This is a genomic window from Algoriphagus sp. AGSA1, from assembly GCF_021390545.1.
Lineage (GTDB): Bacteria > Bacteroidota > Bacteroidia > Cytophagales > Cyclobacteriaceae > Algoriphagus.
In genome coordinates this window covers 54,172-74,255 of sequence record NZ_JAJUWR010000021.1, presented here as the reverse complement: position 1 = coordinate 74,255, position 20,084 = coordinate 54,172, and the positions used below count along the sequence as shown (strand labels likewise).

The 20,084-nt window shown below is 42.5% G+C and carries 21 protein-coding genes; 10 read left to right on the top strand and 11 right to left on the bottom strand.

Annotation, left to right across the window (positions count from 1 at the left end):
- Nucleotides 1–4 precede the first annotated feature (4 nt).
- The 6 genes from LZF95_RS17000 to LZF95_RS16975 all read left to right on the top strand — a co-directional run bounded on the left by LZF95_RS17000 (nucleotide 5) and on the right by LZF95_RS16975 (nucleotide 7,420).
- Nucleotides 5–877, top strand: a complete 873-nt coding sequence (locus LZF95_RS17000; RefSeq protein WP_233756223.1) for a lipopolysaccharide assembly protein LapB — start codon at nucleotides 5–7, stop codon at nucleotides 875–877.
- 92 nt (nucleotides 878–969) lie between these two features.
- Nucleotides 970–2,337 (top strand): ethanolamine ammonia-lyase subunit EutB, encoded by a 1,368-nt coding sequence (locus LZF95_RS16995; protein WP_233756222.1) that lies wholly within the window; start codon nucleotides 970–972, stop codon nucleotides 2,335–2,337.
- A complete protein-coding gene (eutC, locus tag LZF95_RS16990) occupies nucleotides 2,334–3,095 on the top strand; it encodes an ethanolamine ammonia-lyase subunit EutC (protein WP_233756221.1) in 762 nt (253 codons plus the stop codon). Before LZF95_RS16995 ends, eutC begins: the two co-directional genes overlap by 4 nt.
- Nucleotides 3,076–4,389: an ethanolamine permease gene (gene eat / locus LZF95_RS16985; RefSeq protein ID WP_233756220.1), complete on the top strand. Its 1,314-nt coding sequence runs from the start codon at nucleotides 3,076–3,078 to the stop codon at nucleotides 4,387–4,389. Before eutC ends, eat begins: the two co-directional genes overlap by 20 nt.
- A 741-nt stretch (nucleotides 4,390–5,130) precedes the next feature.
- Complete coding sequence (locus LZF95_RS16980; RefSeq protein ID WP_233756219.1) at nucleotides 5,131–5,550, top strand: helix-turn-helix transcriptional regulator; 420 nt, start codon at nucleotides 5,131–5,133, stop codon at nucleotides 5,548–5,550.
- Nucleotides 5,551–5,806: 256 nt separating this feature from the next.
- Nucleotides 5,807–7,420 (top strand): S8 family peptidase, encoded by a 1,614-nt coding sequence (locus LZF95_RS16975; RefSeq protein ID WP_233756218.1) that lies wholly within the window; start codon nucleotides 5,807–5,809, stop codon nucleotides 7,418–7,420.
- 260 nt (nucleotides 7,421–7,680) lie between these two features.
- On the opposite strand, the gene LZF95_RS16970 is transcribed toward LZF95_RS16975, so the two are convergent.
- Together LZF95_RS16970 and LZF95_RS16965 are read right to left on the bottom strand one after the other, a co-directional pair.
- A complete protein-coding gene (locus tag LZF95_RS16970; RefSeq protein WP_233756217.1) occupies nucleotides 7,681–8,859 on the bottom strand; it encodes a DUF4249 domain-containing protein in 1,179 nt (392 codons plus the stop codon).
- A 7-nt stretch (nucleotides 8,860–8,866) separates the two neighbouring features.
- Nucleotides 8,867–9,607 (bottom strand): hypothetical protein, encoded by a 741-nt coding sequence (locus tag LZF95_RS16965; RefSeq protein WP_233756216.1) that lies wholly within the window; start codon nucleotides 9,605–9,607, stop codon nucleotides 8,867–8,869.
- Nucleotides 9,608–10,021: 414 nt separating this feature from the next.
- On the opposite strand from LZF95_RS16965, the gene LZF95_RS16960 reads away from it, so the two are divergent.
- Nucleotides 10,022–10,483 carry a mobile mystery protein A gene (locus LZF95_RS16960; RefSeq protein WP_233756215.1) on the top strand — a complete coding sequence of 154 codons (462 nt, stop codon included), beginning with the start codon at nucleotides 10,022–10,024 and terminating at the stop codon, nucleotides 10,481–10,483.
- A gap of 59 nt (nucleotides 10,484–10,542) precedes the next feature.
- The gene (locus LZF95_RS16955; RefSeq protein WP_368670786.1) at nucleotides 10,543–11,070 is read left to right on the top strand and encodes a mobile mystery protein B; all 528 of its coding nucleotides are present in this window, start codon (nucleotides 10,543–10,545) and stop codon (nucleotides 11,068–11,070) included.
- A gap of 49 nt (nucleotides 11,071–11,119) precedes the next feature.
- On the opposite strand, the gene rpiB is transcribed toward LZF95_RS16955, so the two are convergent.
- The 3 genes from rpiB to glyA form a co-directional block, all read right to left on the bottom strand.
- A complete protein-coding gene (gene rpiB, locus LZF95_RS16950; protein ID WP_233756213.1) occupies nucleotides 11,120–11,557 on the bottom strand; it encodes a ribose 5-phosphate isomerase B in 438 nt (145 codons plus the stop codon).
- A 182-nt stretch (nucleotides 11,558–11,739) separates the two neighbouring features.
- A complete protein-coding gene (tatC, locus tag LZF95_RS16945; RefSeq protein WP_233756212.1) occupies nucleotides 11,740–12,594 on the bottom strand; it encodes a twin-arginine translocase subunit TatC in 855 nt (284 codons plus the stop codon).
- Between the two features lie 16 nt (nucleotides 12,595–12,610).
- Entirely contained in the window at nucleotides 12,611–13,879 is a 1,269-nt protein-coding gene (glyA, locus tag LZF95_RS16940; protein WP_233756211.1) for a serine hydroxymethyltransferase, read from the bottom strand.
- A 108-nt stretch (nucleotides 13,880–13,987) separates the two neighbouring features.
- Between glyA and LZF95_RS16935 the strand changes: the two genes are divergently transcribed.
- On the top strand, nucleotides 13,988–14,401 hold the full coding sequence (locus LZF95_RS16935; RefSeq protein ID WP_233756210.1) for a UDP-glucuronosyltransferase: 414 nt from the start codon (nucleotides 13,988–13,990) through the stop codon (nucleotides 14,399–14,401).
- Here the strand turns inward: LZF95_RS16935 and LZF95_RS16930 are convergent.
- Entirely contained in the window at nucleotides 14,398–14,625 is a 228-nt protein-coding gene (locus LZF95_RS16930; RefSeq protein ID WP_233756209.1) for a hypothetical protein, read from the bottom strand. The genes LZF95_RS16935 and LZF95_RS16930 overlap by 4 nt on opposite strands.
- Nucleotides 14,626–14,729: 104 nt before the next feature.
- On the opposite strand from LZF95_RS16930, the gene LZF95_RS16925 reads away from it, so the two are divergent.
- Nucleotides 14,730–15,638 (top strand): AEC family transporter, encoded by a 909-nt coding sequence (locus tag LZF95_RS16925; protein ID WP_233756208.1) that lies wholly within the window; start codon nucleotides 14,730–14,732, stop codon nucleotides 15,636–15,638.
- Between the two features lie 134 nt (nucleotides 15,639–15,772).
- Here the strand turns inward: LZF95_RS16925 and LZF95_RS16920 are convergent, their stop codons facing one another.
- The 5 genes from LZF95_RS16920 to LZF95_RS16900 all read right to left on the bottom strand — a co-directional run bounded on the left by LZF95_RS16920 (nucleotide 15,773) and on the right by LZF95_RS16900 (nucleotide 20,003).
- A complete protein-coding gene (locus tag LZF95_RS16920; protein WP_233756207.1) occupies nucleotides 15,773–16,582 on the bottom strand; it encodes an inositol monophosphatase family protein in 810 nt (269 codons plus the stop codon).
- A 21-nt stretch (nucleotides 16,583–16,603) separates the two neighbouring features.
- Nucleotides 16,604–17,296, bottom strand: coding sequence for a 16S rRNA (cytidine(1402)-2'-O)-methyltransferase (rsmI, locus tag LZF95_RS16915; protein ID WP_233756206.1), 693 nt, complete (start codon nucleotides 17,294–17,296; stop codon nucleotides 16,604–16,606).
- Nucleotides 17,293–17,526: a 4a-hydroxytetrahydrobiopterin dehydratase gene (locus LZF95_RS16910; RefSeq protein ID WP_233756205.1), complete on the bottom strand. Its 234-nt coding sequence runs from the start codon at nucleotides 17,524–17,526 to the stop codon at nucleotides 17,293–17,295. The genes rsmI and LZF95_RS16910 overlap by 4 nt, the downstream gene beginning before the upstream one ends.
- A gap of 12 nt (nucleotides 17,527–17,538) precedes the next feature.
- Nucleotides 17,539–17,808 carry a DUF493 family protein gene (locus tag LZF95_RS16905; protein ID WP_233756204.1) on the bottom strand — a complete coding sequence of 90 codons (270 nt, stop codon included), beginning with the start codon at nucleotides 17,806–17,808 and terminating at the stop codon, nucleotides 17,539–17,541.
- A gap of 83 nt (nucleotides 17,809–17,891) precedes the next feature.
- Nucleotides 17,892–20,003, bottom strand: coding sequence for a peptidylprolyl isomerase (locus LZF95_RS16900; protein WP_233756203.1), 2,112 nt, complete (start codon nucleotides 20,001–20,003; stop codon nucleotides 17,892–17,894).
- Between the last annotated feature and the right edge of the window lie 81 nt (nucleotides 20,004–20,084).

Genomic DNA, 20,084 nt, shown 5'->3' with positions numbered 1-20,084 from the left:
AAAAATGGATACGGATCAATCTAAAGACTTTAATAACCAAGCTGTCCAATTCTTTATGAACGGAGAGCTGGAAAAAGCGAAAGAAAGTTATCATAAGGCTCTCGAAAAGAACCCGAAAAATGCAACATCCCTTAACAATCTGGGACTTCTTTACCATCAAAAGCAAGACTTTGAAACGGCTATTCAATATTTTAATCAGGCTGTTAAAATCGAAAAAAAACCAGTTTACTATCTAAATACTGGGAATAGCTATGCTATGAAAGGAGATTTAGCAAAAGCTGAAAACTATTACCAGAAAGCAATCAACTTAAACCCGAATTATACGAGCGCCTATATCAGCCTTGCCAAACTGGCAACTCACCAAAAAAAATATCCTGAGGCTATTCGTTTTTGGAAACAAGCTATCAAACTAAAGGCTGTACCGGAATTCCTATTAGAACTGGCCAAAACATATATGTTGGCTCAGGAATTTGAGATTGCTCTTGAATATCTTTCTCAGATGGAAAACAGGGACAATCCAGAACACTGGTTTCTAATTGGCAAATGTGAATATGAACTTCGTAATCATGGGTTGGCCGAAAAAGCATTCAAAACAGCTTTGGCACTGATGCCGGACAACAAAGAATATCGACAATTTTTAGGTTTAAATTTCCTCGCATCTGGAGAGGTAAACAAATGCATGGAGCAATTCAACTTCATCCTTCAGATCTACCCAAAAGATTATAAAATACTGACAGAAAAAGCAGTTGTTCTTTGTAGCATTTCATCATTCGAAGAAGCATTGACTTGTTTAGAAAAAGCGTTAGAACTGAAACCTGATTTCCGTAAAGCCCTTCATTATAAAAACCTGATCCAATCAGCCAAATCTTCCTCTTGAGTAATTTGAAGATTCTTCCTTCGATATTACTAATTCCATAAAATATTCTGCTCCATATTGCATATCCCCCAATAAATCCCCACTTTAATTAGATGGTTTATCAGCACACCGTCGGCAATTTCAACTATACCTTTGATGACCTCAAAACCGTCTTGGCAAAGGCTTCTCCCGAAAAATCAGGGGATCAAATGGCTGATTTGGCGGCCAAAAATGAACAGGAAAGAATCGCTGCAAAACTGGTGCTTGCAGATATCCCTTTAAAACAATTTCTCAGCGAAGAAATCATCCCTTCTGAAATAGATGCCATTTCGCGTCTAATACTTGAATCTCACGATGCTAAATCATTTCAGTCCATTTCTCATCTGACTGTCGGAGGATTTCGGGATTGGCTTTTAGCATACGAAACTGACGGATTCAAAATAGCTCAAATATCCTCAGGACTAACCCCGGAAATGGTAGCGGCCGTCAGCAAAATCATGGCAAATCAAGACTTGATCCTTGCTGCATCTAAAATCAGAGTCATCACCAAATTCAGAAATACCTTAGGCCTGAAAGGTCATTTTTCTACCCGTCTCCAGCCCAACCATGCCACTGATGATGCCAAGGGAATCATGGCCAGCACCATCGATGGGTTACTTTACGGAGTAGGCGATGCGGTGATCGGGATCAATCCGGTTTCAGATTCAGAAGAGACTACCCTTCGCTTGCTGGAAATGTTGGAAAAACTCCGGCTCCAATACGATATTCCTACCCAAACCTGCATCCTCTCCCATGTGACGACCACTATGCAATTGATGGAAAGAAAAGCCCCGGTAGATCTGGTTTTTCAGTCCATTGGAGGCACGGAAGCGACAAACTCAAGCTTCGGTTTTAATCTGGAAACTTTGGAAGAAGCCCATCAGGCCGGGAAGGAATTGAACAGAGGCAGTATTGGAGATAATTTTATGTATTTCGAAACTGGTCAGGGAAGTGCGCATTCTGCCAATGCCAACCATGGTGTGGATCAGCAAACCTGCGAAGTTCGCGCTTATGCTGTCGCCAGAAAATTCAATCCACTACTCGTCAATACTGTGGTCGGTTTTATTGGGCCGGAATATCTCTACGATGGCAAACAAGTGATCCGGGCGGGATTGGAAGATCATTTTTGTGGCAAGCTGATGGGTTTGCCTATGGGTTGTGATATCTGCTATACCAATCATATTGACGCTGATCAGGATGATATGGATAATCTGCTGACCCTGCTGGGCGTAGCCGGATGCAATTTTATCATGGGAATCCCCGGTGCGGATGATGTGATGCTGAATTACCAAAGTACTTCCTTTCACGATCAACTCTACATTAGACAGGTCTTGGGACTGAAAAGAGCACCGGAATTTGAGGAATGGCTGCTCAAAATGAATCTGACGGATGCTTCAGGTAAAGTTCTCGAGGTCAAAGGGAATAAATTGTTGAACCTATGAGCGATGTGTCCAACCCTTGGGAAAAGCTAAAAGACTTTACCGATGCCCGAATTGCCTTGGGAAGAACGGGCGGAAGCCTCAAAACCCAGGAATTGCTTCAATTCCGAAAAGATCACGCCTTGGCAAAAGATGCCGTTTGGGCCAGTTTGGATACTAATTCCCTTGAATCTGCAATCCAGGATTTAAAACTTCCCAGCATCACTCTGACAAGTCAGGCAGAAAATCGGGAAACTTATATCAAAAGACCCGATTTGGGCAGAAAGTTGAGTAAAGAGTCTATCACTCTCATCAAAAGCTCAAAATCCGAAGCGACAGCTATTTCCATCATTCTGGCAGATGGACTTAGTGCCAATGCTATTCCCCTGCATGCGATTCCTTTTTTACAGGAGTTCTTACCTAGAATCAACCGCCATTCCCTGGCTCCTATTTCCATTGTAAAGCAAGGAAGAGTAGCCATCAGCGATGAAATAGGAGAACTATTTTCCAGTAAAATTTCCATTATCCTGATCGGGGAAAGACCCGGTTTGAGTTCCCCCTATAGCATGGGGATTTATTTGACATACAACCCAAAAGCAGGAAATACAGACGAAAAACGAAACTGCATTTCCAATATCCGAACCGGCGGTTTGCCCTATGCGTATGCGGCGGAAAAACTCGCTTTCTTATGCTCAGAAGCACTGAGATTGAAACTTTCCGGTGTCCTCTTGAAGGATACTTTTGACCATCATCTCCTAAAAAATGAATCAGGAAAAAACTGAATTAAAACGCACGCTGGGGCCATTTATGCTTTGGGGGCTGGGCGTGGGTTATGTCATCTCTGGAATGTACTTCGGCTGGAACCTCGGTTTGGCCGAAGGAGGAACCCTTGGCCTGGCTGTTGCCACCCTTTTTATCATCATCATGTATGTCACTTTCACCTTCAGCTATACAGAGATGGCCTGCGCCATTCCCAAAGCCGGAGGAGCCTTTGATTATGCACGGTTGGGATTAGGTAAAAACTGGGGATTTCTGGCTGGAATGGCTCAGAGCATAGAATTTATATTCGCTCCACCGGCCATAGCTGCTGCAATAGGTGCCTATTTCAATGTCTTTTTCCCGGATATCAATATTACCACTATCGCGATAACAGCCTATTTGATTTTCACGGCAATCAATATCTCCGGGGTGAAGTTTGCCGCCTACTTCGAACTGGTCATTACCATTATCGCTGTGGCAGAATTGCTGCTTTTTTCCGGAGTCAGCTTTACCGAATTCAAATTTGAAAACCTGACCCACAATGCTCTTCCAAATGGATGGGGAGGAGCTTTCGCCGCTATCCCTTTTGCGATCTGGTTTTTCTTGGCAATAGAAGGCGTGGCAAATGTGGCAGAAGAAGCCAAAAACCCGCAGCGCAATATTCTGATAGGGTTCGGTTCGGCGATTCTGACCCTGGTGATTTTATGTCTGCTGACCTTCACTTCTTCTATTGGAGTTGCAGGTTGGGAGGCTATCGTCTATCCTCCGGGAAGCGTGGAGCCCTCAGATTCTCCCCTTCCGCTGGCTTTGGCCAGGATCGTAGGCGAAAGCAATATCCTATATCATCTATTGATTACGGTTGGTCTTTTTGGGCTGGTGGCCTCCTTTCATGGAATCATCTTGGCTGCAGGGCGATCCACCTTGGAACTGGGAAGAGAGCGATATGTCACACCTTTTGTGGGGAAAGTAAATGCGAAAACCAAGACTCCGGTAAATGCCTTAATCGTAAACATGGGAATTGGGATTTTGGCATTGCTGACTGGTAAAACCGGGGAAATCATTACCATTGCATGCTTTGGAGCCTTGACACTTTACATTGTCTCTATGATTGCATTCTTTGCTTTAAGGAAAAATCACGCAGATTTAGAGAGGCCTTTTCGAGTGCCGCTATACCCTTATTTTCCAGCCATCGCTCTAGGAATAGCTGTGATAGCCATGGTAGCCATGAGCATTTACAACCTGACTTTAATGGCTATTTTCTGGGGATTGGTAGGTTTTGGGTATGTGAGTTTTCGGTGGTATCAGAGAAAAGGGTGAAATTTCAAATTCACCGTAGCTGAAATAAGTATACTTACTATATATCGGCAGCATTAATAATTTGATGCCATTAATTTGTAATGATAAGAAAAGACGCATTACATGTTGATTGGATTTCAAAAGTATCATCAGCCAATAGAAAGGCCAAAATACTTATAAATTAAAATCTGCTTGCAAAAAATATTTACTGGAAACACTCCCGACCAGCTGGCTAGTCTTTCTATATTTTTATAAAAACTTCATCATTAGTAACAAAATCAAAAACCCAAATTTAATGCAGATCTTTTTTCTAAGCAATGCTTTTAAGAGTTTGCAACAACCGACTTTATCTCCATCTCAGGATAGATTGTAACCATGCTTTATATCCCCTTGAATTTGCAATTCCTATTTTAAAGGTTCATAGAAAGCATACTACCTCCCCATAATCTTCTCCCTATGCAACAGCCCACCAAAATATAGCTCGTCGAGTACTTTTTCTTGGGAAATTCAGATGATTGTGATTCCTTCTGCAATCCACATCCATCATCCTACTTTAAAGTATCTTCCGACAGAGCTTGTCCGGTTTTTTAGGTAATCGCATAAATTATCCCTGCCAAATCCCTATTTTACCTAGGAAAATGAATCTCCATTCCTGCATCTAATGCCGGAAAGGTTTAAATTTGAATTAAGACAGCAATCAATCTCAGCCTGTTCTTGCCTGCAGGGCAGGACTTCCCAAATAGTACTAAAAAGAAGTAAATCATGACCGACTCCCCATCCAAACAAATCCATCAAGGCCGTAATGTCAAACGCTTCAGGGAAATGCTGGGAATCAAGCAGGAAGCTTTGGCCTATGAGCTTGGGGAGGATTGGAACCAAAAGAAAATCTCCTTGCTAGAGCAAAAAGAAGAAATCGAAGCAAGTCTGCTTTCACAGATCGCTGAAGTACTCAAGCTTCCCGTAGAAGCATTCCAGAATTTTGACGAGGAACAGGCAGTGAATTTTATATCAAATTCATTCGGTGATCACGCATTTGACAATGCTTTCAATAAAGGAACAATCAATTTTCACCCAGCTGAGAAAATCATTCAACTCCACGAAGAAAAAATCGCCTTATATGAGCGCATGCTCAAGGAGAAAGATGAAATGATGAACAGACTGGAGAAGTTGATAGGGAAATAATTGCCCCCTAAACTATCTCAGGAGCCCAGACGACAAAGAGTGTGCTTGATAATTCCCAGGTCTATGACAAAATAATAACTGCATAACAGCCCACACTTTCATCAAGACTCCCTTAGGATATTGAGTAGCAACTATAGTATATAGACAGTATTCTTTAGATTATTCGCCTTAGCCATTCATGTAAATCCGATATCACTTCACCATTTTTAACAGGTAAAAATCCACACTTTTTGAAGTGCGGGCGTTACTTTTAACTATGATTAAAAGCAAGATCCAAATTTTGGCAGGACTAGGCATAGGCCTGCTCGTGATGGGATGTAATTCCTCATTAGTATTGACAGCACCACCCATCAGTTATACCAATACCAGTCCCAAAGTAGCCGAACTCACCGATCAGCAATCCAGACACTGGGGGCATCTAGATCTACATAAAGACACCATTCCCGGGATGAGCGTGGATCGTGCTTACACCGAACTTTTGAAAAAGAAAAAAGGCGAGCAGGTGATCGTAGCGGTGATTGACTCAGGTATTGATCTGGATCATGAGGACATCAAGGATATTCTCTGGACCAATCCAGGTGAAAAGCCGGGGAACGGGATAGATGACGACGGAAACGGCTATGTGGATGACATACATGGCTATAACTTTCTCGGTGAATCCTACAATGAGCAACTGGAAATGGCCAGGATACTGAGGTTGAAAATCGGAGATGATGCTTATCAGCTATCAGCTAAGTCGCAATTGGACGAAAAGCTTGGCGAGGCTCAGGCTACCTTGCCTCAGATCAAGCAAATCGAACAGTTGGTCAGCATGGCTAACCGAAATATACAAGAGGCACTGGGCAAGGAAGTGTATTCCCTCGAAGACTTAGAAAACTACACTCCCAAAAATGCGCAGGAAGAAGGGGTGGTAGGAATGCTTATGCAAGTCGCGGCGATGGGACAGGATATTCCAGATGCTATAAAAGACTTGCAAAATGGGATTGAGTACTATGAAGCACAGCTTAATTATAATCTAAATGTGGACTTCAACGGAAGAACCCCGGTGGGGGACGACCCTTATGACGTGTCTGATACTGGCTATGGGAACGGGAACCCTATGTTTCGAGATCAAGGCGAAAGTCATGGCTCACATGTAACAGGCATCATCGCTGCCACCCGGAACAATAAGAAAGGGGTAAATGGAGTGGCAAAAAATGTGAAAATCATGGCCATCCGGGCAGTCCCCAATGGGGATGAATATGACAAAGACATAGCTCTGGCCATACGGTATGCGGCTGACAACGGCGCCAAAGTGATCAATGCCAGTTTTGGAAAAGGTTTTTCTCCCAACTCAGAATGGGTATATGATGCCCTAAGCTATGCGGCTGCCAAGGATGTACTATTTGTCCATGCCGCAGGAAATGATGGAAATAATCTTGACTCTTCGGAAAATCATAATTTCCCGAACGATCAATCCCAAGAAATAGCCAGCAACTACCTGACTGTAGGGGCACTGACCTCAGCTTATGGGCCTAATATGATCGCTGTGTTTTCCAACTATGGCCAAAAGAGCGTAGATATCTTTGCCCCTGGAGACAAAATCTATTCTACTATGCCAGGTGATTCATATGAATTCCAGGGAGGCACCTCTATGGCAGCTCCAGCGGTGGCCGGCGTAGCTGCGATGATCAGGTCCTATTTTCCTGGTTTAAGCGCCGCCCAAGTAAAGAAAATCATCATGGAATCAGGGATTTCTCCCAGCATAACAGTGGATGTGGATGGAACCGTAAAGTCTCTTTCAGAAATCTCCAAATCCGGAAAAATCGCAAACCTATATAATGCCCTGATTCTGGCAAGCGAGGTAGCTAACGGGAAAACAAGTTTGTAAAAACCATATGCTGTAATGAATATAGCAAACCTGCATCCAATGCAAAAGAACCTAAGAAGGCTGTCTCATAAGTAGGTTTTCTTGTCAGGCTGAGCGAAGTCGAAGCCTTTTATAAGCTAATTAAGCCCATTTCGACTTCGCTCAATGTAACAATTATGAGCTATGAGACAGCCTCCTTTCGATTTTTGAAACAATACTATTTCTTTCTAAGCTTTTCATTTAAGAATCGCTAAAAGTCCATCATTTTTCCCTTGACCTATTCAATCATCCCAAAAATCAGGTTTTACATTTGTTCCTCTTAGCGTGCAATCGGCACAGCGCCTTTCCGTTCCCTGATAGCCTACGATGTAGGGAACCCCAGGAACAGAAATGGGGGTGGCAGGCACAAAATCCCCACTTCCAAAAAACTCCTCATAGGCGCTGATCGGAATGGTATCATCAGATACCTGACACTGGAAATATTCAGGAATATCAGCTACCTGCCATGGCATCACCTCACGTAAACTGATAAAAAGTCTTTGCTGACGTATAATCCCCATACTTACATACCCAATTACCGGAGCATCAGGATTCCCTTCCTGTCTGAGGTTACTAGGCATAATTGAGGGAAGTGGGCTAAAGATCGAGCCCAATTCAGTAGAGTTTTTATTAAGAATCCTCCAAAACTCCTCCGCATCTTTCGAGATAGCCCTTTGGCTAACCAGTACACTGTACTTCATCGATAGGCGCTCATCCCCATTGAAGATTTTTATCAACTTCTTCCGAAATACTACGTCCTCTTGAAACCTAATGGAGGTCTCGGAAATCAGTTCTTCATTTGTCCCCTCTCTATAGCAGATATCTGTCCGCTCGTTTTCTTCCAAATAGACAATATCCTTACTTGCTGCATCGTATTTGAAGTAGGTGGGGACAGCAGGTCGAAACGAATAGATCTCTTCATAGTCCCACATAAAGTATTCCGCATTTTGTCCGCCTTTGGTCCTAATGAAAATCTCTACTCCCTCTTCGTCTTTTTCAAAACCCAGTTCTGCAATTTCGGGCGTAAGGATCGGTGAGAGCTTTTCCGAGGTATATGTTTTACCTTCCTCGGTGACGATGTGAAGGGTATATTGCATTTCTTCAGGAATATCCTGAGCAAATTCAAATTCTCCGTTTCCGATGTCCGTTAAAGGAAATTCAGCACCCGAATCGGCTTTTAGGTAAACTTCAGCTTCTGGAAACCCCTCATCTACCTCAGCATCCAAATTCTTGGTAAAACTCAATCTCAAAATACTTGGCAAGCCTTCTGTATCCAAGTATCCTTCTACTACCAATACCTTTACATCTTTAGGAAGAATTTCCGGGCTATATGGTTCCCTACACCCGATGATGAAACTTAAAGCTACAACAAAAAAGCACAGTTGTCCTGCTCTAAAATCGAAGGATATCGCATCTAACATTAGCCCTCTAGTTGTCATAGCCTTTCTGTTTCGCAAACCCGGAAAATTCCACTTCTGGACTCTGGCTTAGATTGACAAGGCGAACCAAATACTCCTGAAGGCTTAAATTCCGATCTAGCCCCTGAGTCCTGATAAAATGTCTGATGTCTTTTTTAGTAAGCCCAAGTGCCTTCATCGCCTGATTCCCATTCTTTATTTGTGCGAATTCCCCGCTCCACCAATAGAAAAAATCCTCTGAGGCCAAAAAGGTATAAGTCACTCTTCCTGTCTCCCTGTAAACTGTCTTTTTCTTATAATGCTTTACTAATACTTTAATCATCCCATCAGAAACTACCTCATAAAACCCATTTTTATGAGGTGGGTAATTGGGGTTTTCAGAAAACCGCCGAAAAAGCCCCCCATCTTCCATTTGAAACTCTTCTACCTTTTCTGGTTTTATCCTGATCTTCTTCAGGTATATCGGATGAAAGGTAACCAATTCATCTTCATGCATATTATATAAAAGCGGCACATCAGTGTAGCTTACATTATTGATCGTGAGAATGCCATCCTGAAAATCACGGCCATATAGGTATGGATGTCCAACATAGCTGTTTGGGGGATCTTCATAATGTGCGCCGGTGATCAACTCTTGAAAATAGGGCAACTGATCCCTGTAAAGCGATAAATAAGTCTGTGACTGCCCAAAAGACGCTATTCCTTGGAAAATGAAGGCAACAGTACTCAATAGGATCAATCCCTTGTTCATTTGTCAGTTTAACGATTTTGGAAAGCTACTTTCAAAGTACAAAAAGTACATTTCATAAACCAATACTATCCGTTTTGCCATAAACAAGCAAAATAAAAAGGTTCCGCTACACTCGGGGTTTCGAAAGAAAAAGCCCAAACCTGAATTATCAAGTTTGGCTTTTTTGTGTATAACACCGGACATCCAGCATCCTACCACACTTAGCTACAGGCGATTTTGTTCACCCTATTCTCGTGTCTTCTACCTTTGAAGACTGCCGGTTAAGAAAGCCTCGCCTCGCATTCCTAAGTCTTTTGTAATCATTTTCATTGACTTTTATCATTATTTGTCAACTTATTCATTGACTTTATGCTATATTGTAAATACTTATATTTACATTTTTATATATTTGTAACCACATTTGTTTACAGGACAATGAGAAATAAAAATAAACTCCTAATCGAGCAACTGGACCAAAAACTGAAAACTTTTCACACTGCAAAGGAAACTAAGATTCCTACAAGAGGTTGGATCCACACAATTCGCACTGCTCTCAATATGACTTTGGCACAATTAGGTTCAAGGCTGAATATGACCAGACAAGGTGTGAAAAGAATTGAGGAAAGTGAAGAAAAGGGCTCTATAAACCTAAAAACGCTGAGGCAATTGGGAGAGGCATTGGATTTGCAATTTGTATATGGATTCGTCCCAAAAGATGAGACAATAGACAATCTAGTAAATAAACATGCTGAAAAATTAGCTCGTAAAATTGTCTTGCGAACAAATCAGAATATGCAATTGGAAAACCAGGGTATCAAGGAAGAGAAGGTCATTGAATCAATTAAGGAATTGACTGCTGAAATCAAGAGAGAAATGAGAAAATCAATATGGGATTAGAACTACAATATGGTGAGGGACAGACTCCAATTGATGAAGATGAAAAAGAAGGACTTTAGATTAGTTCAATTACTACCCAGAAAGAGTTGGATGAATTCGAGCAGCTAAACATCGAAAAAGCTGTGGAGTGGACAATCCATACAAATCTAAAAACGGAAAAAATCCTAACAGAAAAATTCATCAGAAATTTACACAAAAAAATGTACGGAGATGTCTGGAAATGGGCTGGAGAATTTAGGAGGAGTAATAAAAATCTTGGAATACCTTGGAATCAGATTGGAGTAGAGTTAAAAAAGCTGATTGACGATACTAAATATTGGATCGAGCATAATGTTTTTAAGCCAGATGAAATAGCTATTCGTTTCAAACACAGAATAGTTGCAATTCATTGTTTCCCAAATGGGAATGGACGGCATTCAAGACTGATGGCAGATATCATCATGGAATCCATATTTAAAGAAGAAATCTTCTCATGGAATAAATCAAATATGGTCAAAGCGGACGAAACGAGAAAAGCATATATTTCTGCCCTAAAAAATGCTGACCAAGGAGACATAAATCCATTAATCGACTTTGCTAAGCACTAATACATAAAAGTTTTTCATCCTACAACGGACATCCAGCATCCTACCACACTTAGCTACAGGCGATCTTATTTACCCGATTTTGATGTCTTCCTCCTTCAAATTCGGTAGTCAGGAAGATCTCAGCTAGTTTTTCCGCCAATTCATAAGAAATAAATCTGGCTGGTAGCGCAAGTACATTGGCATTGTTGTGCTGTCTGCACAACAATGCCAGTTCCTCATTCCAGCATAGTGCCGCACGGATTCCCTGGTGCTTGTTTGCCGTGATGGCAACTCCGTTACCACTTCCGCAGATTACGATGCCCAGCTCATATTCTCCAGCCTCTATAGCCGAACTCAAAGGATGTACATAATCCGGATAATCCACAGAGGCATCGGAGAATGGCCCGAAGTCCTTTACCTCATATCCTTGGGATTCCAATTTGATTATTAATTTGGCCTTGTATTCAAAACCTGCATGGTCACCACCTATTGCTATTTTCTTTGCCATAATTCTTTGAAGACACAAGACGTTAGACAAAAGACATTAGTAATTAATGCCTCATATCTTGTCTTTAATTTTTTAGGTTTTTCAATTAACTCTTTTAATCTAAAGCCTCGAACTTGACATCTTTTCTCTGGGCTCTTTCTTCTAAAATCCAGCTACTTGATACTTAAGTCTAGCGTCTATATTTAAAGCGCATCGTCTATATCTTCCTGGGCTCTTCTCTTTGCTCTTTTCTTCTCCAATCTCTTAGCTATCTGTATCCCAGCTTCATACAGCACCAAAATCGGCATGGATATTAAAATCTGAGAGATGACATCCGGAGGGGTAATGATCGCTGATAATATCAAGATAACCACTATTGCATGTCTTCTGTAAGCCTTTAACATACTAGAGGTCACCAAGCCTGACATCGCAAGGAAATAAACCACCACGGGTAGCTGGAACATGATAGCCGAAGCGAGCACCAACATGGTCAAGGTAGAGATATAGGAAGTGATATCAAACTCATTGAGAATAGAAGGATCCAACTGGTAGTTGGAAAGGAAGTTGATCGAGAGAGGCGCAAGAATATAGTATCCGAAGGCAGCTCCTAAGAAGAACAATAAGCTTACAAAGAAAACAGCACCTCTGGCGGCATTCTTTTCCTGATCATAGAGTCCCGGGCTGATAAATCTCCACACCTCCCAGAATACAAAGGGAAATGAGGCAATAAAACCAACCACAAAACTCGAAGTCATGTGCATGGTAAACTGCCCGGTCATCTGCCTGCTTTGTATCGTAAAGGGAAGTTCATCAATACAGAGAGCAGGCATCCCCACATAATCACTGATTTCACACAGCCACCTGTAGGTGACAAAGTCAACCTTGGATGGACCAAGGATGACTATTCCGAACACAAAGCTTTTGGCCAGAAAAGCCGCAACCGACAATATAAGTATAGCCGCGACGGAGCGAAGCAAATGCCAACGCAAAGCTTCTAAATGATCCAAAAAGGACATTCCGCCTTCTTCTTCCTCTTCTTGGTATTGATCTAACGCCACGGGTGGTATCTAAATTCTAGTATAGTGGAAACTGATTCATCCAGGTATTGACTTCGCCACGGATATTTGCCAATTCAGCGTCATTGGCATGATTGATTAAAGCTCTGTCTATCAGCCCGACGATTTTCACCATATCATCTTCTTTCAAGCCTCTAGTAGTGACCGCTGCCGTCCCTACTCTCATTCCGGATGTAACAAAGGGAGACTTCGTGTCAAATGGAACCATATTTTTGTTGATGGTGATATCCACTTTGCCCAAGGTTTCTTCAGCAATTTTCCCGGTAAGGTCTTTATTTCTTAGGTCGATTAGCATCATGTGGTTGTCAGTTCCTCCTGATATGATCTGATATCCCAGACTTACGAACTGATCAGCCATGACGGATGCGTTTTTTTTGACCTGAAGCACATAATGCATGTATTCGTCAGAAAGGCACTCTTGGAAAGCCACTGCCTTGGCAGCTATAATATGCTCAAGTGGACCACCTTGTGTGCCTGGGAAGACACCCATGTCAAGCAATGATGACATTTTTCTTATTTCTCCTTTTGGAGTAGTAAGTCCCCACGGATTGTCAAAATCCTCACGCATCATGATCAGACCACCTCTTGGCCCTCTGAGCGTTTTGTGGGTTGTAGTTGTCACGATATGACAATGCTCCAAGGGATCGTTTAGCAAACCTTTTGCTATCAATCCAGATGGATGGGATATATCAGCCAAGAGAATGGCCCCTACTTCATCAGCTATCTCTCTCAGCCTGGCATAGTCCCAGTCCCGAGAGTAAGCAGATGCTCCACAGATGATCATTTTTGGAGAAACGGCAAGGGCCTTTTCTTCCACCTTATCGTAATCGATTCTTCCTGTCTCTTCTTCTACCCCATAAAAATGCGGCTCATATAATTTCCCGGAAAAATTCACAGGGGAACCGTGGGTAAGGTGGCCTCCATGAGAAAGATCAAATCCCAAAATAGGATCGCCGGCTTTCAGACAGGCAAGCATTACCGCGGCATTTGCTTGGGCACCTGAATGTGGCTGTACATTGGCCCATGTGGCACCGAAAAGTTCTTTAGCGCGGTCAATTGCCAATTGCTCGATCTTATCCACCACCTCGCAGCCACCATAGTAGCGCTTACTGGGAAGACCCTCTGCATATTTATTTGTCAGCACGCTCCCTGCGGCTTCCATGACTTGTTTACTGGTGAAGTTTTCGGAAGCGATCAATTCGATACCTCTCTTTTGTCTGTCTTCTTCTTCGTTGATAAGGTCGAAAACAAGCGAATCTCTTTTCATAATCAGGAGTTTGAAAGCCAAATTTAATGGAATGATAGCCAACAGGGCTACCTGCAAATGTGCCCAAAAATAGTCCGAAAGTCCCGATTATCCAATCCAAATATATGAATGGGTTCTCCAATCCTGAGGATTTACTATTTTTGGCTGATGATTGATTTCAAATTCCATCCAGAAAGCTATTTTACTGATGAGACCACTTCTGTTTTATTGGTAAAGTTGAGCTACCCAGAAAGTCAGTGGGGAGAGCAGATCAGTATATATGCCCATTCACTGGATGGCAAAATCCAGTTTGAGGCAGTGGATTTCTATGGCAATGATTACATACTTTATCCGTCATGGAGCTATGAGGTGTTGAGTATGGAGGACTTGATCTATCTTCTGGAAGCTATGCAAGTGAATACTGACGCTATGGAAGGAAATATGGAATTAATTCTGGACGGTATTCCAGAAGTGGAGAGTGATTTCTACCCTGGGTTAGGGGAGTATTTTGAGGAAAAAAGAAAAAATGTAGGACTGGACTAGAAGTCCAGCAATGCCTGTTTTTGCTCTGACACCTGGTGCGTACGAAACCAATATTCATAGGTCTCAAAATCCAGACAATCGGTAAATTCACTTCCTTGAAATACTATTTTCTTCAGACAGCTTACCGGGAGCCATCTTCTCAACTTGGATGATTGTTCATTTGAAAGCTGTGAAAGCTGAATCCACTTTCTTCCGTTGATAAAAATCGGTATAAGTTTATTCATGGAATCTGTACTGTTTTGCTCAAAAATATGCTGACATTCAGCAAAATACAATAATACGAAATTATTTTAATGTTACTAAAAACAAAGCATAATCATCAAACCGTATGACGGGAGTTATCATTGCGTTTTTATGTCTTTTATTGGGTCTTTTTCTTCAGAAACAACAAAATCTCCCTATAGAAAAAACCACCAAGTGGGTCAATGCATATCTTTTAAATATTGTACTACCTGCTTTGGCTCTTCTATATATCCCTCAGATCGAACCTGGTTGGAATTTACTTCTTCCCATCTCGTCCGCCTGGCTGACCTTCCTAGGCTCCTGGCTTATTTTCGGAATGCTTGGAAAAGCTTTAAGGTGGGATAATCAGACCATAGGGTGTTTAGTCATCGTGGCAGGATTGGCAAATACTTCATTTTTGGGGTTTCCCGTGGTAGAAGGGTTGTATGGGAAAGAAGCATTGCCTATCGCACTTTTAATAGACCAGGGAGGCTCGTTCTTATTGGTCTCCTCTCTAGCTATTCTGGTAGGCTCCATCTATTCTCATCAGGAAGGCAATCTAAGAACCATACCGCTAAAAATACTTCGATTTCCACCATTCAGTTTCTTATTGGTCACTATCACCATGAGTATTTTAGGTTGGAAAACTCCTGAATTTCTCCTTCCCATAGTTTCCCTGATAGGGAAGACGATGGCCCCTGTGGCTATTTTTGCGATCGGACTGAAATTCTCTATTGATTTTGACTCCCTCAGCTCCAAATACTATTGGTTCGGGATGGGCTACCGGCTTTTGCTGGCACCGCTGGTAGTATGGTTGATTTACAGAAATTTCCTGCCCGAAAACAGTCTTGAATTTAAAGTAACTGTTCTGGAAAGTGGTATGGCTCCCATGATCACGGGCTCCATCGTGGCAATCCAATATGGATTAAAACCCAAGCTGGCCACTTTATTGGCAGGACTGGGCATACCTATATCCATACTAAGTTTGATGGTCTGGTATTATTTTCTAGGCTAGGGCCCGCTGACAAACGCCATTAATCGATCAAAAGCTATCATTTTGAATGATTAACCCGTTTTTTATGCGTAGTTTTTTTAAGCAATTGCAAGCTTATTGAGGAGCATAGGCCTTTATCCATGCATCAGCAAGTCTTAGGCTAATGCCCAGATAGTTTTTAATTCACCTAAGATTTCTTCATGGATCGCTCTATTGGTAGCCAAAATCTGTCTGCCAAACACAAAATCCCTGCCTCCTGAAAAATCAGTGACTTGCCCTCCTGCCTCCTCTACGATCAGTGTGCCCGCTGCCACGTCGTAGGAATTCAGGTTATATTCAAAAAAACCTTCAACCCGTCCTGAAGCCACATAGCAAAGATCAACTGCCGCACTGCCCAGCCTGCGGGCACCATGGGAAGACCGCATCAGAAACTTCAACGCTGCCAAATACTTGTCGATCAAATCGAAATTATAATAGGGAAATCCTGTCGCAATCAAGGATGCGGAAAGCGTCTGGGCCGAACTTACCCGGATTCTTGTATCATTACAAAAAGCACCTCCGCCTTTCATCGCATAGAAGCATTCATGCAGGTTCACCTCATAGACCACACCTAATATTACCTCCTTATATTCCATTAGGGCTATACTGACACAGAAAATCGGCACGCCATGGATAAAATTTGTGGTGCCATCCAGAGGATCTATCACCCAGTTATATTGCTCAGCTTGAGTCGTATTGGTCCCTTCTTCCGTGATAAACCCAGCTTCGGGTAGAATCTCACTAAGTCTATCCACTATTATTTTCTCCGCCTCCTTGTCCACATAGGATACCAAATCATTGAATCCTTTATGTTCCACATTTGCCAGACTGAAATGCTGCCTTTCCCGCCGGATAAAAGCTCCGGCTTCCTTTGCAATCTGTTGGGTCTTCTCTAAAAGTAGTGTAAGTTCTTCAGTCGATAACATACTAGTCAATGGGATTTAACCTTAGGCTTTCGGGTTCTTACCGGCTACAGTAAGGACAATTTCGCCTTTGAGGGTATTGGTCTGATAATAATCTATTAACTCGGCTAAGGTACCTCTAACGTTCTCCTCGTGAAGCTTGGTGAGCTCCCTGGACACACAAGCCAGTCTGTCAGCGCCGAAAGCTTCCGCAAGCTGTCCTAAGGTCTTTAGCAGGCGATGGGGGGATTCATAAAGTATAATAGTCCGCACTTCTTCCACCAGTCCTTCTATCCTTGTTTTTCTTCCTTTTTTATGAGGTAAAAAACCTTCGAACACAAATCGGTCATTTGGCAAGCCACTGTTCACCAGGGCAGGGACAAAAGCTGTGGCCCCGGGAAGACACTGCACCTCTAGCCCAGCTGCAAGTACTTCTCTGACCAATAGGAAACCAGGGTCTGAAATAGCAGGAGTGCCAGCATCAGAGATCAAGGCAAAAACTTCCCCCCCGTTCATGCGCTCTACCAATTTCTCTACGGTTTTATGTTCGTTGAAAATGTGATAGCTCTGAAGCGGACGGGAAATTTCCAGGTGCTTGAGCAGTTGCCCGCTGGTACGGGTATCTTCTGCCAGAATCACATCAGCGGTCTTCAGCACTTCTATAGCCCTAAGGGTAATGTCCTTCAGATTGCCTATAGGTGTCGGTACTAGGAATAAATTAGGAGAAGTTCCACTCATGCTAAGAGCTCATCAATAGCCTTGGCCAGTTCATGGTCTTTTTCTGTCACGATGTTGCCTTGATCATGTGAGGTAAGTGCTATTTCCACTCTGTCATAGGAGTTGCTCCAATCTGGATGATGCTGTCTGGCCTCGGCCAGAAAAGCCACACGGGTCATAAAGGCAAACGCTTCCTGAAAATTCTTGAATTTAAAAGTCTTCTTAAGTTTATTATCTTCTTCTTTCCACATAATCCTATGAATTTAAAGTGAGATCAATCCTTCTATCTCAGAGGCTTGCTCATAAATCTTAATAATCTGATCAGAATCTTTCATCATGGCCTGAATAGTAGTGCTGACATATTTTCCACCTGAACTTTTCTTTGTAGTCACTTCGTGTTTTGGGAACAGTGCTGCCACCTCATTTTCCTTGCCGTCAGGAACTATAAATTTAAACATATATAGTTGGGGGAATTCTCCACTGGACTCCAATTTTTCCTTAAAGTTCTCTTTATCGAACGGTTTCTTTTCCATAGCATCTAAGTACCTCCAAAATACTTTTTGAATATAAAGAAAGAACCCATGCTGAGCAGCATGGGTTCCGAATCTATTTTCTGTTAAAAGAATTTATATCTATAGTCCTTGACCCCGGCTAGCTCTTGCAGGGCCATCATTACTGAATAAGCGGTTCTTTGAGAAGCGTTCTGGGTCAATTGACCTTGGTAAGCCGAATAGTCTCCGATTTCCGCAGCCGGAGTCAAGGCATTTAACTTACCCACAATCACCCCTACATCTTCGCGTACTGCCTGAGTCATCTCTCCTTGCTTCACTCCGAAAATAGCGCCTATCGCTCTTGGTGCAAATCCTACTCCAGGAATCACGTTTGCGCTGAGCTTGAGATCAGGAACCTCATTCAGAGAAGCTTCGTTTGGATATTCAGCCTTCATTTCATCCAGAGAAGCCTTTCCTGCTAATTTGGATTTGATTACCTCAGCTTTTTTCTCGTTTCTAACCTGAGCCGTTACCTGCTCTTTCACGTCTTCCAAAGCCAGCTCACCCTCACTTTTCTTGCCAATCAAATTGGCTACCACGTAAGCATTGTCCAGCTCAAATACTGAAGAGACGGCACCTTTGGAAGTCCCATCATCAAATGCCCAGCGAATTACTTCCCTTGCATTCTGCAGGTTGTTGATATTGCGGGCGTTAGCATCCACATTGTTTGCCTGTAGAACCCTATAGTTGGAAGCTGTGGCATTTTCTGTGAATTCATTTCTGTTTCCGGAATTAGCCGCAAAAGAATCCGCTTTTCTGAATGCTTCATTTCTAGTCATATCACTTGCCACCAATTCCAACTCTACAGTTGCCAATTTGGTGTAAGTGCTTTTGGGCATTTCCGTTACTTTGATGATATGGTAGCCATATTCTGTTTCTACAAGGTTAGGAAGAATCCCCGGAGATTTTGCCGAATAGGCTGCTTCGGCAAATTCGGTCACAAAATCATCTTTGGCAAACCATCCGAGATCTCCACCTGTCTGTGAGGTACCGTCCTGTCCATATTGTCTGGCTGCTACCTCAAAGTTACCGTCTGCTTTTACTTCAGCAAGAACAGTTGCGGCCTGAGCTTTTACAGCTTCCTTACCGGCATCATCCATACCTTCTGTACTGAACAGGATATGGGAAGCCCTCAACCTAGGTGTACCCTGGTATTGGTCGGTGACCTTATAAGATACGTAAGTGGAGTTTGTAGTAATAAATGGCCCGTATGTTTCCCCTGCCTGGATATCACTGACGTTGCTGCTCAGGTTTGTGGGAAGTGCGTCGCCCGGTCTCAGTGTTACAAATGGATTTTGCCCCTCTGAGTTTCTCAATGCAAAAAGCGAGTCATTTTCCGCGGTTCTTAATTCTTGGGTCAATTCCTTAATAGCTGAAATCACTTCTGCGGAATCGGCTCCGCTAGGCTGTATGCTAAAGCTTACGTACTCTAGGTTAACCGTATTTCCAGATTTGAACTTGCCTTTGTTTTTAGAGAAGTAATCTTTAAGATCACTGTCAGAAACCGTCACATCTGCATCCGCTACAGCGTAGAATGGCACAAAAAGGATGGAAGCATCAGCTATAGTATTGGCAGCTTTATATTCTTCTTTAGCTTCAGCCTGAGTAGCAAATTCTGATGTTGCGAGCAAATTATCATATTTGATTCTTAGCCTTGAGTCTGCAAAAAGTCTTTCCTGCTGGTTCCAAAAAGCCTGCTGAGCAGGATCTGCTGTTTCCAATGATTGTAAAAAAGACACCAGTTGGCTTTTGTCAAACTGGCCGGTCTCTGGGTTCACCAATTGCTGGCGTAATTCAGGAACGATGTTTTTACCCTGAACCATATCTATCAGCTCCGCATCCGAAATCGTCAATCCCAGTTTCTCATATTCTTCTTTGAATACGCGTTCCACAATCATAGCCTGCCATGCCTGCTCCCTGATGGAATACATTTCCACTTCAGAAGGAGTCTTGCCGGTACGCTGCTGAGTAGCAACTTTGAAATCTTCCACACGATCGATATACTCATTATAAGTGATGTCTTCTCCCGCTATCTCACCTACTATATTCTGACTGGAACTGAGAAGGGTGGAATTTGGACTTAATAAATCTCCTCCGAGAAGGAATAAAATCAATCCGCCGGCAATCACGCCGATCATAAGACCTGTCCTTTGCCTAATTTGTTTAATTAACGCCATTATTGTTACTACGCTTTTTTAGAGAGTCGCAAAATAATAGCATTACTAACGAAATTCAAAATATATTCTGAATCAAACGCT